4 protein-coding genes are annotated in these 22,191 nt (G+C 76.2%); all 4 read left to right on the forward strand.

Going from position 1 to position 22,191, the window contains the following annotated elements; all coding sequences use genetic code 11:
* Nucleotides 1–5: 5 nt before the first annotated feature.
* The 4 genes from OG500_RS37020 to OG500_RS37035 all read left to right on the forward strand — a co-directional run bounded on the left by OG500_RS37020 (nucleotide 6) and on the right by OG500_RS37035 (nucleotide 22,164).
* Nucleotides 6–19,967: a non-ribosomal peptide synthase/polyketide synthase gene (locus OG500_RS37020; protein WP_329586986.1), complete on the forward strand. Its 19,962-nt coding sequence runs from the start codon at nucleotides 6–8 to the stop codon at nucleotides 19,965–19,967.
* An 80-nt stretch (nucleotides 19,968–20,047) separates the two neighbouring features.
* Complete coding sequence (locus OG500_RS37025; protein WP_327071272.1) at nucleotides 20,048–20,251, forward strand: MbtH family protein; 204 nt, start codon at nucleotides 20,048–20,050, stop codon at nucleotides 20,249–20,251.
* A 96-nt stretch (nucleotides 20,252–20,347) separates the two neighbouring features.
* Nucleotides 20,348–20,890: a GNAT family N-acetyltransferase gene (locus OG500_RS37030; protein WP_329586991.1), complete on the forward strand. Its 543-nt coding sequence runs from the start codon at nucleotides 20,348–20,350 to the stop codon at nucleotides 20,888–20,890.
* Nucleotides 20,887–22,164, forward strand: coding sequence for an MFS transporter (locus OG500_RS37035; protein WP_329586994.1), 1,278 nt, complete (start codon nucleotides 20,887–20,889; stop codon nucleotides 22,162–22,164). Before OG500_RS37030 ends, OG500_RS37035 begins: the two co-directional genes overlap by 4 nt.
* The last annotated feature ends 27 nt before the right edge of the window (nucleotides 22,165–22,191 follow it).

Genomic DNA, 22,191 nt, shown 5'->3' on the forward strand with positions numbered 1-22,191 from the left:
CGACCATGACGTCTTCGAAGCGCGACCGCGCCGCGGCCCTGCCCGCCGACCTCCAGGAGGCGCTGCGCCGCCGGCTGGCCGGACGCACCGGCGGCGGCGAGGGTGCCGCCACCGCCGGCCGGGGCATCCCGCAGGCCGACCGCACCCGCCCGCTGCCGCTCTCCTTCGTCCAGCAGCGCCTGTGGTTCCTGGACCGGCTGAGCCCCGGCGACCCCCGCTACAACAGCGCCGTCGCCGTGCGCTTCACCGGGCCGCTGGACCGCGAGGCGCTGGCCCGGGCGCTGGCGCTGGTGGTGGAGCGCCACCAGGCGCTGCGCACCACCTTCGAGGAGAGTGACGGCCGCCTGGCGCAGACCGTCCACCCGGCGCAGCCGCTGCCGCTGCCCGTCCAGGAACTGACCGGGCCGCAGGCCCTGGACGCGACCCTGCTGGCCGAGTACTCGCGCCCCTTCGACCTCTGCCAGGGCCCGGTGCTGCGGGCGCTGCTGGTGCGCGAGCCGGCCGGCTCGCACGTGCTGCTGCTGACCGCGCACCACATCGTCACCGACGGCTGGTCGATGGGCGTGGTCCTGGACGAGCTGTGCACCGCCTACGACGCGCTCGCCCGGGGCGCCGAGCCGGCGCTCGCGGCGGTGGCGACGCAGTACCCGGACTTCGCCGCCTGGCAGCGCGAGCAGCTCTCCGGTGCCAGACTGGAAGGTCATCTCGCCTACTGGAAGAACCAGTTGGCCGGCGCGATGGCACCCGCGCTGCCGCTGGACCACCCGCGCCGCGGCGAGGAGGCCGGACCCGGGGCGATCCACGGCTTCACCGTGCCCGCGCCGCTGGTGGCCCGGCTGCGCGAGCTGGCCGCCGAGCAGCACACCACGCTGCACACCGCGCTGGTGGCCGCCACCCAGGCGCTGCTGGCCCGCTGGTCCGGCCAACAGGACATCACGGTGGGCTCGTTGACCCCCGGACGCGCGCGCACCGAGCTGGAACGGGCGGTCGGCTGCTTCGTCAACACGGTGGTGCTGCGCACCCCGGTCGCGTCCACCGACTCCTTCCGCACCCTGCTGGCGAGCTGCGCCGAGACCGTCAACGACTCCTTCGCACACGGCGAGGCGCCCTTCGAGCGGCTGGTCGAGGCGGTGGGCGCGCCCCGCGAGGCGGGCCGCAACCCGCTGTTCGACGTGATGGTGCTGCTGCACCCCGCGCCGCCCGCCGCCGGCGCCCCGCAGGGCCTGGCCGTCTCGCCGGTGGACGTGCCGCGCCAGGCCGCCACCTTCGACCTGAGCGTGGAGTTCGTGCCGGACGGCGAGCAGCTGACCGGCCTGCTGGAGTACCGCGCCGACCTCTTCGAGGCGGCCACCGCCGAGCGGATGGCCGACCAGCTGCTGCGGCTGCTGGCGGGCGCGAGCGCCGAACCGGACCGCCCGCTGGGCACGGTGGCGCTGCTCTCGGCGCAGCAGGTGCGCGAGCTGACGCGGGAGCGGCACGCCCCTGCGCTGCCCGTCGAGTCCATCGCCTACCCCGAACTATTCGAGCGCCGGGCGGCGTCCGACCCGCACGCCCTGGCCCTGGTCGCCGGCGACGAGCGGCTCGACTACGCCGCCCTCAACGCCCGCGCCAACCGGCTCGCCCACCACCTCATCGCCCGGGGCGCGGGCCCCGAGCAGCTGGTGGCGCTGCGGCTGCCGCGCACCGCCGACCTGGTCGTGGCGATCCTCGCCGTCTGGAAGGCCGGCGCGGGCTACCTGCCGCTGGACCGGGCGCTGCCCGAGGAACGGGTGCGCCACCTGCTGGCCGACGCCCGCCCGGCGCTGGTGCTCGACGAGCAGGCGCTGGCCGCGGTGCCCGCCACCGCCCCCGACACGAACCCGGGCGACGCGGAGCGCCACGCCCCGCTGCGCCCGGCGAACACCGCCTACCTCCTGTACACCTCCGGCTCCACCGGCCGCCCCAAGGGCGTCGCGGTGGAGCACCGCGCGATGCTGAACCTGCTGGCCGCGCACCGGGCGGGCTTCGTCGCCGAGGCGGGCGGCGGCCCGCTGCGGGTGGCGCTGACGGCCTCCTTCTCCTTCGACACCTCCTTGGAGGGGGTGCTGCTGCTGGCCGACGGCCACCCGCTGCACCTGGTGGACGAGGACACCCGGATGGACGCGGGCGCGCTGGTGGAGTACGTGGTGCGCCACCGCATCGACTTCCTGGACCTGACGCCCACCTACCTGGGCCAGCTGCTGCCCGCCGGGCTGCTCAGCGACCCCCGGCACTGCCCGCGGGTGCTGATGCTCGGCGGCGAGGCGGTGGGCCCGGCCCTGTGGCGCGAACTGGCCGGTCACCCGCGGGTGACCGCCTACAACTTCTACGGCCCCACCGAGTGCACCGTCGACGCGGCGGCCTGCCGGATCGCGGACCAGGACCGCCCGCTGGTCGGGCGCGCGCTGCCGGGTGTGCGGGCGTACGTGCTGGACGACCGGCTGCAGCCGGTGCCGCCCGGGGTGAGCGGGGAGCTGTACCTGGCGGGGGCGCAGCTGGCCCGCGGCTACGCGAACCGGCCGGGGCCGACCGCCGCCCGCTTCGTGGCCGACCCGTTCGGGCCGTCCGGCTCCCGGATGTACGCCACCGGCGACCTGGCCCGCTGGACGGCGGACGGGCAGCTGGAGTACCTGGGGCGTGCGGACGACCAGGTCAAGGTGCGCGGCCACCGGATCGAGCCGGGCGAGGTGGAGGCGGCCCTGCTCGACCTGCCGGAGCTCGCCGCCGCCGCCGTCCTCGCGCTGCCCGACGCCCACGGCCACCTGCGCCTGGCGGCCTACGTCGTGCCCGTCACGGCGGGCGCCGCACCGTCGGCCGCCGAGCTGCGCGCGGCCCTGCGGCGGGTGCTGCCCGACCACCTGGTGCCCTCCTCGTTCACCGCGCTGCCGGCGCTGCCGCTGACCGTCAGCGGCAAGCTGGACCGCCGCGCGCTGCCCGCCCCGGACCCCGGGGCCGAGGCGCACGAGCGGGAGTTCACCGCGCCGCGCACCCCCGAGGAGCAGACCCTGGCCGCCATCTGGGCCGAGGTGCTCGGGGTGGCCCGGGTGGGCGTCACCGACAACTTCTTCGAGCTGGGCGGCGACTCGATCCTGAGCATCCAGGCCGTCTCCCGCGCCCGCGCGGCGGGCCTGCAGCTCAGCTCGCGCGACGTCTTCCGCCACCAGACGGTCGCCGACCTGGTCGCCGCCGCCCGCCGCCCCGCCGACCCGGCCCCCGCCCCCCGGGTGCGCGAGCAGGGCCCGGCCCCGCTGACCCCGGTGCAGGGGTGGTTCCTCGCCACCCACGGACCGCTGCGCCACTTCACCATGTCGATGCTGCTGGACCTGCCGCACGACCTGGACGAGCGCGCCCTGGCGCAGGCGCTGCACGCGCTGGTGGCCGCGCACCCGGCGCTGCGCACCCGCTTCACCCGCGCCGAGGACGGCAGTTGGCGGCAGCAGCCCGGCGCGGGCGCGGCCACCGGCCTGCTGACCCGGCACGACCCGGCCGCCGACGCCGACGCTGCTGCTGCCGATGCCGCCGCCGCGGCCGACGCCGCCCGCGCGCAGCTGGACCCGGCCACCGGCGCCCTGCTGCGCGCCGTCCTGCTGCCCGCGCCGGACGGGGCCCGGCCCCGGCTCTTCCTGACGGCCCACCACCTGGCCGTGGACAGCGTCTCCTGGCGGGTGCTGCTGGCCGACCTGGCGGGCGCCTACCGCCAGGCGGTGGCCGGCGGACCGGTGAGCCTTGCCCCCGAGCAGACCGCGTTCACCGACTGGGCCCACGCCCTGGCCGCACACGTGCGGGCCGGCGGCCTGGACGAGGACCTGCCGCACTGGACCGCCCAGACCCGGGCCGCGGTGGCCCCGCTGCCGGTGGACCGTCCCGGCACCCCGCTGGCCGGCTCGGTGCGCACCCTGCGCACCCGGGTCGACCGGGCCACCACCGAGGCGCTGCTGCGCGAGGTGCCCGGCGTCTACCGCACCCAGGTCAACGACGTGCTGCTGAGCGCGCTGGGCCGGGTGCTGGCCGACTGGACGGGCACCGACCAGGTGGCCGTCACGCTGGAGGGCCACGGCCGCGAGGAGCTCGGCGCAGCCGACCTGGACCTCTCCCGCACGGTCGGCTGGTTCACCTCCCAGTACCCCGTCACCCTCACGGTGGCCCCCGACTGGGCCACCACCCTGAAGACGGTCAAGGAGCTGCTGCGGGCGGTGCCCCGGCGCGGCCTCAGCTACGAGGCGCTGGCCCGCCTCGGCTCGCCCCACCCCGACGCCCGCGCGCTGGGCCGGGCCGCGCTGCCGCAGGTGTGCTTCAACTACCACGGCCAGTGGACGGCCGCCGCCGGCGGGGACTTCGCCCCCGCCGGCGAGGTGCCGGGCCGCGACATCGACCCCGAGGAGCCGCTGGACCACCTGCTCGACATCTCCGCCGTGGTGGCCGACGGGGAGTTGGAGATCACCTGGCACTACAGCGACCAGGTGCACGACACCGCCACCGTCCGCTCCCTGGCGCACGCGATGACCGCCGCGCTGGCCGCCGTCGTCGAGCACTGCGCCCGCCCGGGGGCCGGTGGACGCACCCCCTCCGACTTCCCGCTCGCCCGCCTCGATCAGGCGGCCGTGGACCGGCTGGTGGGCGACGGGCGGCAGGTGGCGGACCTGCTGCCGCTGACCCCGCTGCAGGAGGGCATGCTCTTCCACCGCCTGGTCGGCGACGCGCAGGACGTCTACGTCGACCAGGCCGCCCTGCTCCTGGCGGGCGTCGGCGACCCCGCGGCGCTGGCCGCGGCCTGGCAGCGGGTCGCCGACCGCACGCCCGCGCTGCGCACCTCGGTGGTGTGGGAGGGCGTGCCCGTCCCGCTGCAGGTGGTGCACCGCGAGGTGCGCGTCCCGGTGGTCCACCTGGACCTGCGCGCGGCCGGTGCGGGCGAGCGCGCGCAGCAGCTGGCCGCGCTGCGCGCCGCCGACCTTGCCCAGGGCCTGGACATCGCCGTCGCACCCCTGATGCGCCTCACCCTGGTCCACCTGCCCGACGAACAGGTCCAGTTGCTGTGGACCTCGCACCACCTGATCCTGGACGGCTGGAGCCTGGCCCAGGTGCTCACCGAGGTGTTCGAGGAGTACGCGGCCCTGACCGCCGGCACCCCGGTGCGGCCCGCCGTGCGCCGCCCGTTCGGCGACTACGTGCGCTGGCTGGCCGAGCAGGACACCGAGGCCGCCCGCGCGCACTGGCGCGGTGTGCTGGACGGCTTCGCCACGGTGACCGCGCTGCCGGCGGACCACCCGCGGCGCCCCGAGCAGGCCGTCCGGTCGGCCGGGGTGCACACGGCCGCGCTCTCCGAGCAGGCCTCCGCCCGCCTGGCCCGCACCGCCCGGCAGGCCGGGCTGACGCTCAACACCCTGGTGCAGGGCGCCTGGGCGCTGCTGCTGTCGCGCTACAGCGACGAGCCGGACGTGCTCTTCGGCACCACCGTCTCGGGTCGACCGGACGACCTGCCGGGCGTCGAGTCGATGATCGGCATGTTCATCAACACCCTGCCCACCCGGGTCCGGGTGGACGGCGCGCGGACCGCCGCGGCCTGGCTGGCCGAGCTGCAGCAGGCGCAGGCCGAGGCCCGGCGCTTCGCCGCCGTCTCGCTCGCCGAGCTGACCGGGTTCAGCGAGGTGCCCTCGGGCGGCGCGCTCTTCGAGAGCATGGTCGCCTTCGAGAACTACCCCTTCGACGCCGGCCGCGCCGCCGACTCCGGTGTGCGCCTCGCCGAGGTCTCCTCCCACGACGCCACCAACTACCCCTTGGTGCTGCGCGCCTACCAGGGCGAGGTGCTGGGCTTCGACCTCGCCTACGACCCGCGGCTCTTCGAGGCCGCGACCGTGCGCACCCTGGCCGAGCGGCTCTGCCTGCTGCTCACCGGGCTCGCCGACGGCCTCGAGCGCCCGCTGCGCGCGCTCGCCTGGACGAGCCAGGAGGAGCGGCGCCGCATCCTGGTCGACTGGAACGGCACCGCGCAGGGCCGGCCCGCCTGGACCCTGGTGGACCTCTTCGAGGCGCAGGCCGCCCGCACCCCGCGGGCCCCGGCCGTCAGCTGTGGCGAGGACCGGCTGGACTACGCGACCCTGGACGCGCGGGCCGGCCGGCTCGCCCACCGGCTGGCCGAACTCGGCGCCGCGCCCGAGCGGTTCGTGGCCCTCGCGCTGCCGCGCTCGGTCGACCAGGTGGTCGCGGTGCTGGCCGTCCTCAAGACGGGCGCGGCCTATCTGCCGCTGGATCCGCAGCTGCCCGCCGAGCGCCTGGCCCAGCTGCTGGACGACGCCCGGCCGGTGGCGCTGGTGGCACTCTCACCGCAACTCGCGGGCAGCAGCGCGGTCCCGGTGGTGGCACTGGACGAGGCGCAGGTGCGGGCCGACCTGGCGCTTCGCCCGGCCGCCGCGCTGCCCGCCGGGCACCGGCCGCTGCCGGACAGCCCGGCCTACGCGATCTTCACCTCCGGCTCCACCGGCCGCCCCAAGGGCGTCGTGGTGCCGCACGCTAACGTGGTGCGGCTGTTCGACCGGACCCAGGAGCTGTTCGGCTTCGGCGCGGACGACGTGTGGACGCTCTTCCACTCCTACACCTTCGACTTCTCGGTCTGGGAGCTGTGGGGCCCGCTGCTGCACGGCGGTCGGCTGGTGGTGGTGCCCGAGGACACCGCCCGCTCGCCGGAGGACTTCCTGCGCCTGCTGGCCGAGGAGCAGGTCACCGTCCTCAACCAGACCCCCTCGGCGTTCTACCCGCTGATCCGCGCGGACGCCGAACACCCCGATCTCGGTGACCGGTTGGCGCTGCGCACGGTCGTCTTCGGCGGCGAGGCGCTGGAGGTGACCCGGCTCGCCCACTGGTACGCCCGCCACCCGCAGGACGCGCCGCGGCTGGTGAACATGTACGGCATCACCGAGACCACCGTGCACGTCACCCACGCCGAACTGGACGCCGCGACGGCCGCCGCGGGCGGCCCGGGGCCGATCGGCACCGGCATCGCCGACCTGCGGGTGTACGTGCTGGACGCCGACCGCGCGCCGGTGCCCGCCGGCGCGGTGGGCGAACTGTACGTGGCGGGCGAGGGGTTGGCGCGCGGCTACCTGAACCGCCCGGGCCTGACGGCCACCCGCTTCGTGGCCGACCCGTTCGGGGCGCCGGGCAGCCGGATGTACCGCACCGGCGACCGGGCGCGCTGGCGCGCGGACGGCACGCTGGAGTACCTGGGGCGGGCCGACCAGCAGGTGAAGATCCGCGGCTACCGGATCGAGCCCGGCGAGATCGAGGCCGCGCTGCACACCCACCCGGGCGTGCGCGAGGCGACCGTCGGCGTGTACCAGGACGGCGCCGGCACCCGCCGCCTGGTGGCCCACGTGGTGGGTGAGGGCGCGACGCCGCCGGGCGCGGCCGAGCTGCGGGCCCACCTCGAACGGCTGCTGCCCGCCTACCTGGTGCCCGCCGCCTACGTCCCGATGGCGGCCCTGCCGCTGACCGTCAACGGCAAGCTCGACCGGCGCGCCCTGCCCGCGCCGGGGCCCGACGGCTTCGCCGCCGGCCCCGAGCACATCGCGCCGCGCACCCGCGCCGAGCACCTGGTCGCCGAGGCGTGGGCGCAGGTGCTGGACACCGAGGAGGTCGGCGCGGGGGACAACTTCTTCGCGCTCGGCGGTGACTCGATCCTGGCGATCCGGGTCACCTCCCGGCTGCGGGCGGCCTTCGGCGGCGAGGTCTCGCCCCGGCTGCTCTTCAGCCACCCGGTGCTGGCGGAGCTGGCCGCCGCCCTCGCCGGCCCGGTCGGCGCGGACGCCGCGGGGGTCATCCCCGCGGTGGACGAGGGCGCCGAGGTGCCGCTGTCCTACGCCCAGCAGCGGCTCTGGTTCCTGGACCGCTTCGAGCCGGGCAGCACCGAGTACACGACGCTGTCCGTGCTGCGCCTGCGCGGCGGACTCGACCGGCAGGCGCTGCGCACGGCCCTGACCGCTCTGGTGGCCCGGCACGAGGCGCTGCGGACCACCTTCGCCGAGCAGGACGGCCGGGCGCGCCAGCTGGTGCACCCGCCGCGGCCGGTCGAGCTGACGCTCCACGACCTGACCGGGGACGACCCGGCGGCGCTGGAGGCGCTGCTGGAGCGCCTGGCCGCCACGCCCTTCGACCTGGCCGCCGGGCCGCTGCTGCGCGCCCGCCTGGTGCGGCTGGCCGCGGACGAGCACGTGCTCGCGCTGGCGGTGCACCACATCGTCACCGACGGCTGGTCGATGGCGGTGCTCGGCCGCGACCTGGGCGAGCTGTACACGGCGGCCTGCGAGCGGCGCGAACCCGTGCTGCCCGCGCTGCCCGTGCGGTACGCCGACTACGCCGCCTGGCAGCGCGCCCGCACCGAGCGTGCCGAGGCGGACCTGGCGCACTGGCGCCGGGCGCTCGCGGGTCTTGTGCCGCTGGAGCTGCCCACCGACCGGCCGCGCCCTGCGGTGCGCACCCGCGCGGGGGCGCTGCTGACCGTCACGCTGCCCGCCGAGCTGACCTCCCGGCTGCGCGAGCGCGGCCGGGAGGCCGACGCCACGCTCTACATGACCCTGCTGGCGGCCTGCCAGGTGCTGCTCGCCCGCTGGGCCGGCCAGCCGGACGTCACGGTCGGCACCGTCGCCTCGGGCCGGGAGCGGCACGAACTGCACGACGTGGTCGGCATGTTCGTCAACACCCTGGTGCTGCGCGGGCAGGTGCGCCGCGAGGCGTCGTTCCGCGAGCTGCTGGCGCAGGCGCGTACCGCAGTGCTGGAAGCGTTCGCCCATCAGGAGGTGCCCTTCGAGCAGGTCGTCGACGCGCTGCAGCCCGAGCGCGACACCAGCCGCACGCCGCTGTTCCAGGTGATGGTGGCCCTGCACAACCTGGGCGCCGAGGCGCCCCGGCTGCCGGGGCTGGCCGTGGCACCGGTGTCGGTGCCGGTGCGCGGCGCGACCTTCGACCTCTCCTTCGACTTCGTCGAGCAGGACGGCGGCCTGACCGCGCACCTGGAGTACAACACCGACCTGTTCGACGCGTCGAGCATCGCGGGCCTGGCCGCCCGGCTGCAGGTCCTGCTGGCGGCGGTGGCCGAGGACCCGGAGCGCGCGGTCGGCGCCCTGCCGCTGATGACGGCCGATGAGCAGGAGCAGGTACTGGCCTGGGGGCGGGGCCCGGCGCTGCCCGCGAGCCGGGCCACCTTCCCCGCGCTCTTCGAGGCCCAGGCGGCCCGCACCCCGGGGGCCACCGCGTTGGTGGCCCGGGACGCCGCCCTCGACTTCGCGGCCCTCAACGAGCGCTCCAACCGGCTCGCCCGTCACCTGGTGGGCCTGGGAGCGGGGCCGGAGCGGGTGGTCGCCCTGCGGCTGCCGCGCACCGCGGACGCGGTGGTGGCGCTCCTCGCGGTGCTCAAGGCGGGCGCCACCGTGCTCTGCGTCGACCTGGAGCTGCCCGCCGAGCGGGCCGCCCTGCTGCTGGAGGACGCCCGGCCGCAGACCGTGCTGACGGCGGAGGACCTGCGCGAGGCCCCGTGGGAGCAACTGCCCGCCCACGACCTGACGGATGCGGACCGCACCGGGGCGCTGCTGCCCGAGCACGGCGCCTACATCGTCTACACCTCCGGCTCCACCGGCCGGCCCAAGGGCGTCCTGGTGGAGCACCGCCAGCTGGTCAACCTCTGCCTGGACCACCGCACCTCGCTGGTCGAGCCGCACACCGCGGACGGGCACCGGCTGCGGATGGCGCTGAGCGCCTCGTTCTCCTTCGACACCAGCTGGGAGGGCGCGCTGCTGCTGGCCCTCGGCCAGGAGGTGCACCTGATCGACGAGGAGGTGCGGCTGGACCCGCAGGCCTTCTGCGCCCAGATCGCCGAAAGGCGCCTGGACCTGGTCAACGTCACCCCCTCCTACCTGCGCGAACTCACCGCCGCCGGGCTGCTCGCGCCCGGCCGTCACCACCCGCGGCTGCTGCTGGTGGGCGGCGAGGCCGTCCCGGCCGCCGCCTGGCAGCAGCTGTGCGCGGCGGCCGACCTCGGTGTCACCGCCTACAACATGTACGGGCCCACCGAGTGCACGGTCGACGCCGTCTACGGGCGCTGCACCGACAGCCCCGAACGCCCGATGATCGGCCGGCCCGGCGGTGGCCTGCGCGCCCACCTGCTCGACGAGGCGCTGCGGCCGGTACCGCCGGGGATGCCGGGGGAGCTCCACCTGGCCGGGGCGCAGGTGGCCCGCGGCTACCTGAACCGGCCCGGCCTGACCGCCGCCCGCTTCCTGCCCGACCCCTTCGGGCCGCCGGGGGCGCGGATGTACCGCACCGGCGACCGGGCGCGCTGGGACGCGCAGGGGCGGCTGGAGTTCCTGGGCCGGGTCGACGAGCAGGTCAAGATCCGCGGCTTCCGGATCGAGCCGGGGGAGGTGGAGGCCGCCGTCCTGGCCGACCCGGAGGTCGCCGACTGCACGGTGATCGCCCGTGAGCACGCCGGGCGCCTGATGCTGGTGGCCTACCTGGTGCCCGCCGGGGACCGGGTGCCGCCCGCCGACGAACTGCGTGCCCGGCTGCGGCGCACCCTGCCCGACCACATGGTGCCCGCCGCGTTCGTGCCGCTGACCGGGATCCCGCGCACCACCAGCGGCAAGACCGACCGCCGCGCGCTGCCCGCACCGCCCGACCGGCCCGAGACCACCACCGCCTACCTGGCGCCGCGCCCCGGCACCGAGGAGGCGCTGGCCGCGATCTGGGCCGAGGTGCTGGGCGTGGCCCGGGTCGGCGCGCAGGACAACTTCTTCGCGCTGGGCGGCGATTCGATCCTCAGCATCCAGATCGTCTCGCGGGCCCGGGCCGCCGGGCTGGCCCTGACCACCAAGGACGTCTTCCGGTACCAGAGCGTGGCCGAACTCGCGCTGCGGGTCGGCGAGGTGGCCACCGCGCAGGTGCCCGGCGCCGAGCCGGCGCCCCGTCAGGCCCCGCTCACCCCCATCCAGCACTGGTACCTGGACGCCCGCCGCCCGGGCGACGCGCTGCGCTTCACCATGACCCAGCGCCTCGAACTCGCCCTGGGCACCGACCCCGTGGCGCTCGGCGCGGCGGTGGCGGCCGTGCTGCGCTGCCACGCCGCGCTGCGCACCCGGTTCCGCCGCGGCGAGGACGGCTGGTACCAGGAGGTGCTGGACCACGCGCCGCAGGGCGTCTTCACCCGGCACGAGGCGGCCGGCCTCGACCCCGCCGCCCTGGAGGCCGAGGTGCAGCGCGCCACCGAGCAGGCGCAGGCGGCCCTCGATCCCACCGCGGGCCGCCTGGCCCGGGTGCTCTTCTTCGACCGCGGCGCGCGGGAGCCGGGCCAGCTCGTCCTCACCATCCACCACCTGGCCGTGGACGGCGTCTCCTGGCGCATCCTGCTGGCCGACCTCGCGGCGGCCCACCGCCTGGCCGCGGCGGGCGGGAGCGCCGAACTGCCCCCGGCGGGAACCTCCTTCGCGCACTGGGCCACCCGGCTGGAGCAGCACACCCGCGCCGGCGGCCTGTCCGCGGACGCGCCGTACTGGACCCGCACCGCCGCGGCTCCCGCCGCGCTGCCCGCGGGCCGGCCGGGCCCGAACACCCACGGCGCGGCGGCCACGGTCAGCGTCACCCTGGACGAGCAGGCGACGCAGGCGCTGCTGCGCCAGGTCCCGGCCGTCTACCGCACCCAGGTCAACGACGTGCTGCTGAGCGCCCTGGGCCGCACCCTGGCCCGCTGGTGCGGGCGCGAGAGCGTGCTGATCGGCATGGAGGGGCACGGCCGCGAGGACCTCTTCGCGGACCTGGACCTCTCCCGGACGGTGGGCTGGTTCACCGCCGAGTTCCCGCTCGCCCTGCGGGTGGCCCCCGAGGCGGGCTGGCACGACACCCTGCGCTCGGTCAAGGAACAGCTGCGCGCCGTCCCGCTGCACGGACTCGGCCACGGCGCGCTGCGCCACCTGCTGCCGCAGGGCGTGCCCTCGGCGGCCCCGCAGGTCGGTTTCAACTACCACGGCCGGTTCGACGCCGCCGGCACCTCCGGGGAGGCCGAGGGCCTCTACCGCGCCACGCTGCCCGGCGCCGGGCGCGACAGCGACCCGGACGAGGTGCGGCCCTACCTGCTGGAGATCACCGGGGTGGTCCAGGACGGACGCCTGGAGCTGGGCTGGACCTACCCGTCGGCCGTCTACGACGAGGCCACCGTGCGCGGGCTGGCCGAGGAGATGTGCGCGGCGCTGCGCGAGATCGTGGCGCACTGCGCCGCCCCCGGGGCCGGTGGCCGCACCCCGTCCGACTTCCCGCTCGCCGCGCTGGCCCAGGACCGGCTGGACGCCCTGGTCGGCGACGGGCGTGAGGTCGCCGACGTGCTGCCGCTGACCCCGCTGCAGTCCGGGATGCTCTTCCACGGCCTCCTCGACCGCGAGGGCGCCTACGTGGACCGGATCGTGGTGCGCCTGTCGGGCGTGGCCGACCCGCACGCGTTCGCCGCGGCCTGGCAGCAGGTGGCCGACCGCACCGAGGCGCTGCGCACCAGCGTGCACTGGCGACAGCTGCCGCACCCGGTCCAACTGGTGCACAGCAAAGCCGAGTTGCCGATCGCCCAGCTGGACTGGCGCGGCCTTTCGCCCGAGCAGCGGGCGGCGCGGACCGAGCGGCTGCTGGCCGCCGATGCGGCGACGGAGATGGAGCTGACCCGCGCCCCGCTCACCCGCCTCACCCTGGCGGCGCTGCCCGGCGACGAGGTGCTGCTGCTGTGGTCCACCCACCACCTGATCCTGGACGGCTGGAGCAGCGGTCAGCTGCTCACCGAGGTGTGCGAGCAGTACGGCGCACTGCTGGGCGGTGCGCCCGTTCCCGGGCTGGTGCGGCGGCCGTTCGCGGACTTCCTGCGCTGGCTGGACGAGCAGGACCAGGACGCGGCCGAGGCCCACTGGGCGCAGCTGCTGGCCGGCTTCGCCGCGCGCACCCCGCTGCCCTACGACCGCCCGCCGGGCCAGGCGCACCGTGCCCGCTCCGTCGCGGCCGTCCACCACGAGCTGGACGAGGAGCTCTCGCAGCGCCTTCGGGCGAGCGCGGCCGGCGCCGGACTGACCGTCAACACCGTGCTGGCGGGCGCCTGGGCGCTGCTGCTGGCGCGCTCGGGCGGGGTGGGGGACGTGGTGTTCGGCACCACCGTCTCCGGGCGCCCGGCCGAACTGCCCGGCGTCGAGTCGATGATCGGCATGTTCATCAACACGGTGCCGGCCCGGGTGCGGATCCCGGGCAGCGGCAGTGTGCGCGCCTGGCTGCGGGAGCTGCAGGAGGGGCAGAGCGACAGCCGCCGCTTCGACCACCTGGCGCTCTCCCGCATCCAGGCACTGGGCGAGGTGCCCGCCGGTGAGGCGTTGTTCGACAGCATGGTGGTGTTCGAGAACTACCCCGTCGACGAGTCGGTCGCGGACCGCACCGGCGTGCGGGTCGAGGAGGTGCGCGCCGAGGACGCCACCACCTTCGCCTGGTGCCTGCGCGCCTACCTGGCCGAGCGGCTCGGCTTCGACCTGGCCTACGACCCGGCGCTGTTCGACCGTGCCACCGTGCAGGCGGCGACGGAGCGCCTGGCCGTGCTGCTCGCCGCCATCGCCGACAGCCTCGACGACCGCCGCGACGGCGACCTTGCCCGGCTGGAGCCGCTCACCGCCGCCGACCGGGCGCTGCTGGCGTCCTGGAACACCACCGCCCGCGCAGCGTCCCCGGCGAGCCCGGTGGAGCTCTTCGCCGAGCAGGCCCGCCGCACCCCGGACGCTCTCGCGGTGCGCGCGGGTGAGCAGGAGCTGACGTACCGTCAGCTCGACCTCTGGTCGGAGCAGTTGGCCGCCCTGCTGCTGGCCGGAGGGCTGGCCGCCGAGGGACGGGTGGCGCTGCTGATGGACCGCTCGGCGGAGCTGGTCGTCGCCCAACTGGCCGTGCTGAAGGCCGGCGGCGCCTACCTGCCGGTGGACGGCCGGGCGCCCGAGGAGCGGCGCGGCGCCCTGCTCGCCCAGGCGGGCGCCACGGTGCGGCTGACCGCGGCCGAGGTCGCCGCGGCCCGGGTCCCCGCCGCGCGCGGCGGGGAGGCCGGGCCGCCGGCGCCGCCCGCCCGGCCCCTCGACCCCGACCGCCTGGCGTACGTGATGTTCACCTCCGGCTCCACCGGGCAGCCCAAGGCCGTGGCGGTGCGCCACCGTGACGTGGCCTCGCTGGCCACCGACAGCCGCTTCGCCGATGGCGTGTGCGCCCAGGTGCTGCTGCACTCGCCGGTGGCCTTCGACGCCGCGACCTTCGAGGTGTGGGCGCCGCTGCTGACCGGCGGCTGCGTGGTGGTGGCCCCCGAGGGCCCGGTGGACGCGGCGCTGCTGCGGCGGCTCGCCGGTGAGGGGCTCACCGCGCTGTGGCTGACCGCCGGACTCTTCCGGCTGCTGGCCCAGGACGCGCCCGACTGCTTCGCGGGGCTGCGCCGGCTGTGGACCGGCGGTGACGTGGTGCCGGGCGCGGCCGTGCGCCGGGTGCTGGCCGCCTGCCCGGGGCTGGGCGTGGTGGACGGCTACGGGCCCACCGAGACCACGACCTTCGCGACCGCCCACCCGCTGAGCGACGCGGCGGCGGTGCCCGAGGTGGTGCCCATCGGCCACCCGCTGGACGACAAGCGGGTGCACGTCCTGGACGGGCTGCTGCGGCCGGTCGCGCCGGGCTGCGTCGGCGAGCTGTTCGTGGCCGGCGAGGGGGTGGCGCGCGGCTACCTGGGCCGGCCCGGGCAGACCGCGGCGCGCTTCCTGGCCGATCCGCTGGGCGCGCCCGGAGCTCGGATGTACCGCACCGGCGACCTGGCCCGGCGGCGGGCGGACGGCACGCTGGAGTTCTTGGGCCGGGTGGACGACCAGGTGAAGATCCGCGGCTTCCGGGTGGAGCCCGGCGAGGTGGCGGCCGCGCTCGCCACGCACCCCGGTGTCAGCGACGTCGCCGTGGTCGTGCGCGAGGAGGAGCACGGCGGCAAGCGGCTGGTGGCCTACGTGGTCGGCCCGGCGGGGCAGCAGGCCGAGCAACTGCGCTCGTTCGCCGCCGGGTTGCTGCCCGACTACCTCGTGCCCGCCGCCTTCGTCCCGCTCGCCGCCCTCCCGCTGTCCGGCAACGGCAAGGTCGACCGTGCGGCCCTGCCGGCGCCCTCGGACACCGCCGCCGGGCGTGAGCGGGTGGCGCCGCGCACCGGGGCCGAGCGCCGCACGGTGGAGGTCTTCGCCGAGGTGCTCGGCGGGCAGGAGCCGGGGGTGGAGGAGGACTTCTTCCGGCTGGGCGGCGACTCCATCCTCAGCATCCGGCTCGCCTCCCGGCTGGGCGAGGTGTTCGGCACCGATCTCACCCCGCGTGCGGTCTTCACCCACCCCACGCCCGCCGCGCTGGCCCGGCTGCTGACCGAGCAGAGCGGGCGCGCGCAGGCGGCGATCGTCCCGGTGGCACGCGACGGCGCGGCCTCGCCGATGTCCTACGCCCAGCAACGCCTGTGGTTCCTGGAGGAGTTCGCCCCCGGCGGGGTGGAGTACGTCACCGCGCTCGCGCTGCGCCTGCGCGGCGCGCTGGACCTCGGCGCCCTGCGCGCGGCGCTGAGCGCCCTGGTGGCCCGCCACGAGTCGCTGCGCACCACCTTCGAGAGCGTGGACGGCCACGGCGTGCAGATCGTCCACCCGCCCGCGCAGCTGCCGCTGGCGCTGCACGACCTGTCCCGGCTGCCCGAAGGCGAACGCGACGGCGCGCTGCGCCGGTTGCTGGCCGAGGAGCGGGCCAGGCCCTTCGACCTGCGCGAGGGGCCGCTGCTGCGTGCCACCGCGGTGCGGTCGGCCGAGGACGAGCACGTGCTGGCGCTCACCGTGCACCACATCGTCACCGACGGCTGGTCGACCTCGGTCGCCCTCGGCGACCTGGCCCACCTCTACCGCGCCGAAACGGGCTCCACCGAGGCCGCGTTGCCGCCGCTGGCGGTGCAGTACGCCGACTACGCCCACTGGCAGCGCACCGCCCGTGCCGCCGGCGGCGAGGAGCAACTCGCCTACTGGAAGGAGCACCTGGCGGGGATCCAGCCGCTCGACCTGCCCACCGACCGGCCGCGCCCGGCCGTGCGCACCAGCAACGGCGCCACCACCCGGCTGGAGCTGCCCGCCCCGCTGGCGCGCCGGCTGGCCGAGGTCGGCCGGGAGCGCGGCTGCACCGTGTTCACCACGCTGGTCGCCTGCGCCCAGGCCTATCTGGCCCGGCTCGGCGGAGCCTCGGACATCGCGGTGGGCACGGTCACCTCGGGCCGCGAGCGCGCCGAGACGCAAGCCCTGATCGGGTTCTTCGTCAACACCCTGGTGCTGCGCGCGCAGGCCGAGCCCCACCTCTCCTTCGCCGAGTTCCTCGGCGGGGTGCGCCAGACGGTGCTGGACGCCTTCGCGCACCAGGACGTGCCGTTCGAGCGGGTGGTGGACGAGGTCCAGCCGCTGCGCGACACCAGCCGCAGTCCGCTCTTCCAGGTCATGGTGGTGCTGCAGAACACCCCGGCGGCCGATCTCGACCTGCCGGGTCTCGAGGTGACGGAGGTCGACACCGAGGTGGAACAGGCCGCCTTCGACCTCACCCTGGAGTTCGCGGAGGTGGACGGCGGCGGGCTGCACGGGCTGATCACCTACAACACGGACCTGTTCGAGGCGGCCACGGCCGAGCGGATGGCCGCCCAGCTCACCGCCCTGCTGACCGCCGTCGCGCAGGACCCCGAACGCCCGCTGGGCGCGCTGCCGCTGGCCCCCGGCGAGGACCTGCCCGCCCTGCTGGAGCAGGCCCGGAGCAGCTTCCCCCCGGTGGCGCAGGCCACCCTGCCGCAGCTGTTCGAACGTCAGGCGGCCCGCACCCCGCAGGCGGTGGCACTGCTGGACGGCGAGCGGCAGTGGACCTACGCCGAGCTGGAACAGGCGGCCAACCGCCTGGCCCACCGGCTGATCGGACGCGGGGTCGGCCCCGAGCGCCTGGTGGCGCTGGCGCTGCCGCGCGGGGCGGAGATGGTGGTGGCGCAGCTGGCCGTCGTCAAGGCGGGCGGGGCGTTCCTGCCCCTGGACCCGCAGTACCCGGCGCAGCGCCGGGAGTTCATGCTGCAGGACGCCCGCGCCCACCTCCTGCTGGACGACCCCGGCGAGGTGTGGGCACAGGACGGACCGAGCCAGGCGCCCACCGACGCCGACCGCACCACCGCCCTCACCCCCGAGCACCCCGCCTACGTCATCTACACCTCCGGCTCGACCGGCACGCCCAAGGGCGTACTGGTGACCCACCGGGGCCTGGCCTCCTTCGCCGCGGCCGGCGCCGAGCAGTACGCGGTGGGCCCCGGCGACCGGGTCCTGCAGTTCGCCTCGCCCAGCTTCGACGCCTCGGTCCTCGAACTGTGCGTCTCACTGCTCAGCGGCGCCGCGCTGGTCACCGGCGAGGAGGGCCCGCTGGTGGGCGAGCGGCTGGCGGAGGTGCTGGCCGGGCGGCGGATCAGCCACACGCTGATCCCGCCCGCGGCGCTGGCCACCGTCGATCCGCAGGCGGCCGCGGCGCTGCCGCAGCTGCGCACCCTGATCGTGGGCGCCGAGGCCTGCCCGGCCGACCTGGTCGACACCTGGGCACCGGGCCGGCGGATGGTCAACTCCTACGGGCCCACCGAGGCCACGGTGGTGGCGACCTGGACCGGCCCGCTCGCACCGGGCACCGGTACCCCGCCGATCGGGCGCCCCAGCGGTGCGACCCGCGCCCACGTGCTGGACGCGGCGCTGCGCCCGGTGCCGCCCGGGGTGGTGGGGGAGCTGTACGTGGCCGGGCCGGGCCTGGCCCGCGGCTACCTGGGCCGCCCGGGCCTGACCGCCCAGCGGTTCCTCCCCGACCCCTACGGCGCACCGGGCGAGCGGATGTACCGCACCGGCGACCTCGCGCGCCGGGACGCCGACGGCGAGCTGCGCTTCGCCGGGCGCGTGGACGAGCAGATCAAGCTGCGCGGATTCCGGATCGAACCGGGGGAGATCGAGAGCGCGCTGCGCCGCAGCCCGCTGGTGCGCGATGCCGTCGTCACGGTGCACACCGAGGCGACCGGCGAGGGGGCGGCCCCGGTCCCGGGCCGGCTGGTGGCCTACGTGGTCCCCGCGCAGCAGAGCGCCGCCGCACCGTCGGAGGCTCTGGCGGTCACCGAACTGCGCCTGCACCTGGCCGACCTGCTGCCGCCCCACATGATCCCCGCGCAGTTCGTGCCGCTGGAGAGCCTGCCGCTGACGCCCAACGGCAAGACCGACCGGCGCGCCCTGCCCGCGCCCGGTCCCGTCGCGGCCGCCGGCGGTCCGCGCCGCGCGCCGCGCACCGACACCGAGCGCCATGTCGCCCGCATCTGGGCCGATGTGCTGGGGGTGGCGGAGGTCGGTCTCGACGACAACTTCTTCGTGCTGGGCGGCGACTCCATCCTGAGCATGCAGGTGGTCTCCCGGCTGCGCCGCGAGGGACTGCACCTGGCCACCCGGGACCTGTTCACCCACCAGAGCCTGGCCGAGCTGGCCGCCGTGGTGCGCAGCGCCCCCGAACGCGGGGGCGAGGGCCCGGTCAGCGGCGAGGTGCCGCTCACCCCCATCCAGCAGTGGTTCCTCGACTCCCCGCGCGCCGCCCACCACCACTTCAACCAGTCCATGCTGCTGGAACTGGAGGCCGCCCCCGACCCGGTGGCCCTCGCCGCCGCGCTGCAGGCGCTGCTGGAGCACCACGACGCGCTGCGGATGCGCTACACCCGTGCCGAGGACGGGAGCTGGCAGCAGTTCAACCCGCCGCCGGCCCCGGTGGCGGACCTCCTCGTCGAGCACGACCTGAGCGGACAGACCGCCCAGGAGGCCGAGGCCGCCATGGCCAAGGCCGCCGACGAGCTGCACACCCGCTTCGACCTGGCCGGCGGTCCGCTGCTGCGCGCGGCCCTGTTCACCGGCGATCCGGACCAGCCGGCGTTCCTGCTCCTGGTCGCCCACCACCTGGTGGTGGACGCGGTCTCCTGGCGGGTGCTGCACGACGACCTGGAGGGCGCCTACCAGCAGGCCGTGCGGGGCGGGGCGATCGCACTGGGGGAGCGCGGCACCTCCTTCCGGCAGTGGGCACTCGGACTCGCCGCGCACGTCGCAGGCGGCGGCCTGGACCACGAACTGCCCTACTGGGAGCAGGCGGTGGCCGCCGAGACGGCCCCCGAAGGCGCCCCGGCGGGAACCGTGCCCGCCGAAACGGCCACGGTCACCGTGGAGTTGGGCCAGGAGGACACCGAGGCGCTGCTGCGGGCGGCGCCGGCGGCCTACCGCACCCGGGTCAACGACGTGCTGCTCGCCGCACTCGCACTGGCGCTGGCCCGCTGGCGGGGACAGCAGCGGGTCCGCCTGGACCTGGAGGGGCACGGCCGCGAGGACCTGCTGGAGGGCGTGGACCTGTCCCGCACGGTGGGCTGGTTCACCACCGTCTACCCGGTCGCCTTCCAGGTGCCCGCTCCCGAGGACCTCGGCCCCGACCGCGACTGGCGGGCCCTGGTGAAGTCGATCCGCCGCCAGCTGCGCGCGGTACCGGGCAACGGGCTCGGCTTCGGGGCGCTGCGCACCTTCGGCACGCCCGAGGTGCGCGAGCGCCTGGCCGGGGCCGCGCACGGCCAGGTGGTCTTCAACTACCTCGGCCAGTGGGACGCGCGTCCCCAGGTCGCCGAGGGCGCGCTGGTGCGTACCGAGCACGGCTCCTTCGGACGGGACCACGACCCCCGCGACGGCGGCTCGCACCTGGTGGAGGTGGTGGGCGCCGTCCAGCACGGCCGCCTCGCCTTCACCTGGCACCACCGCCCCGCCGTCCACGCCACGGCGGACGTGCGGCGGGTGGCCGAGGAGTTCGCCCAGGCGCTGCGCCACATCGCCCGCCACGCCCGGGGCGGCCGGTGACGACGCCCCCGCCCACCCGGGCCCCGCCCGGCCCCGCCACCCGCCTCAGCCATGACCCACCGACGACGAAGGAACCCGAGATGGACGAGAACACCCGCTACCAGGTCCTGCGCAACGACGAGGAGCAGTACTCGCTCTGGCCGCTGGCCATCGAGGTGCCCGCCGGCTGGCAGCCCGTCGGCAAGGAGGGCTCCGAGGAGGAGTGCTGCGCCTACGTCGACGAGGTCTGGACCGACATGCGTCCGCGCAGCCTGCGCGAGCGCATGGAGAACGCCGGAGCCTGACCCCGCAGCCCGACCTCCCACCGGGGCGCCGGCCACCCAGGACCTGTCCGGCGCCCCGCCCGCCCCTGTTCCCACGCCGCCTCCGAGGAGCCGATCATGACCCCGACCCCGACCCCGACCCCGATCCTGACCCCCGAACTGCGCACCGAGCACCTGGCCTTCCGGCCCTACCGCGAGCAGGACGAGGACGTGTTCGTCGCCCTGCTGCGCGACGAGGAGGTGTGCCGCTGGATGGGCCAGGAGCGGGCGCCCGAACCGGAGATCCGGATGGTCTTCCGCTCGATCCTCACCGACGTGTACCCCAGAAGACTCTTCGACGTGTGGGGCCTGTGGCTGGAGGGCGCCTACGCGGGCCACGCGGAGGTCAAGAAGACGGGGAACGTCGAGGGCCACGAACTCGTCGCCGCCCTCGCCCCGCAGTACTGGGGGCGCGGACTGGGCACCGAGGTGGTGCACGGACTGCTGCGCCACGCGGCGGACAATCTCGGACTCAAGGAGGCCTACGGAATGGTGGGCGCGGAGAACACCGCGAGCCTTGCGATGTGCCGGCGGCTGGGCTTCCGGCACCTGCGCGACGTGGTCGGCGACGACGGCTCGGTGACGAAGATGCTGGTCATCAACACCACGGAGCCGGCATGAGTGGGGCACCGGTCGGCACCACCGATGAGGCGCCACCGGCCGAGCGGCTGCCCGGCCTGTGGCGCAACCGCGCCTTCAACCTGCTGTGGACCGGCCAGTGCCTGTCCGACACCGGCAGCGCCATGGCCGACCTGGCCCTGCCGCTGCTGGTGTTCCAGCTGACCGGCTCCCCGGAGCAGGCCGGCTTCGTCGGCACGGTCGGCTTCGCCGTCACGATGGCCTGCCGGCTGCCGGCCGGCATCCTGGTCGACCGCTTCGACCGGCGCCGGCTGATGATCCTCTGCGACGCGGTGCGGCTGGTCCTCTTCACGCTGCTGGCCTGCGCGATCCAGGCGCGCCACGCCCACCTCGCGGTGATCCTCGCGGTCGTGGCCGTCAGCGCCGCCGCGACCGCCCTGTTCAGCACCGCCGAACACGCCGCGGTGCGCAGCCTGGTGCGCACCGACCAGATCATCACCGCGGTGGCCCGCAACGAGGCGCGGGCGTACGGCACTTCGCTGGCCGGGCCGCCGCTGGGCGGCCTGCTGTTCGGCCTGGGCCGGGCACTGCCGTTCTTCGGCAACGCCGTCACCTTCCTGCTGTCCCTGGTGGCGGTCTCCGCCATCCGCCGGCCCCTGCAACAGCCCCGCCCACCGGCCGCCGCACCGGGCTCCGCCCCGGCCCCGGGCGCCGCGGGCGGGGCGGGGCGCCAGGGGCTGCGCTTCGTCCTCGGCAACCCCTTCCTGCGCGCCCTGCTGGTGATCGCCGCCCCGCTCAACATGGCCTTCACCGGCATGATCTTCGCGATGACCATCTCGCTGCGGCGCTCCGGACTCTCCCCGGCCCTGGTCGGCCTGGTCGGCATGGTCGTCGCCGTGGGCGGCCTCCTCGGGGCCACCGCCGCACCGGCCCTGCAGCGCCGGATGCGCCTGCCGACCCTGATCACGCTGATCTGCTGGTCGGCCGCCGCCCTGATGGCGCTGAGCGTGCTGCTGTCCACCAGCATCGCGACCGCGGTCCCGCTGGCCGCCGCCGTTTTTCTGGGCCCCACCGCCAACGCCGCCCTGTTCGGCTACCAGGCTGCGGTGACCCCGGACCACCTGCAGGGCCGCGTGGTGAGCCTGCTCCTGCTGGCCGCCACCTCCACCGCGGCGCTCGCCCCCGCCCTGGCCGGCGTCCTGCTGGCCCACGTCGCGGGCCGCACCGCCCTGCTCGCCTTCCCGCTCCTGGTGGCCGTCGCCGCCCTGGTGGCCACCTTCAGCAGCGGCATCAGGTCGATGTCCCGCCCGTCGTGAACCCCTGGGGACACCCCAGGGGTTCAC

The organism is Kitasatospora sp. NBC_01250 (assembly GCF_036226465.1).
Classification (GTDB): domain Bacteria; phylum Actinomycetota; class Actinomycetes; order Streptomycetales; family Streptomycetaceae; genus Kitasatospora.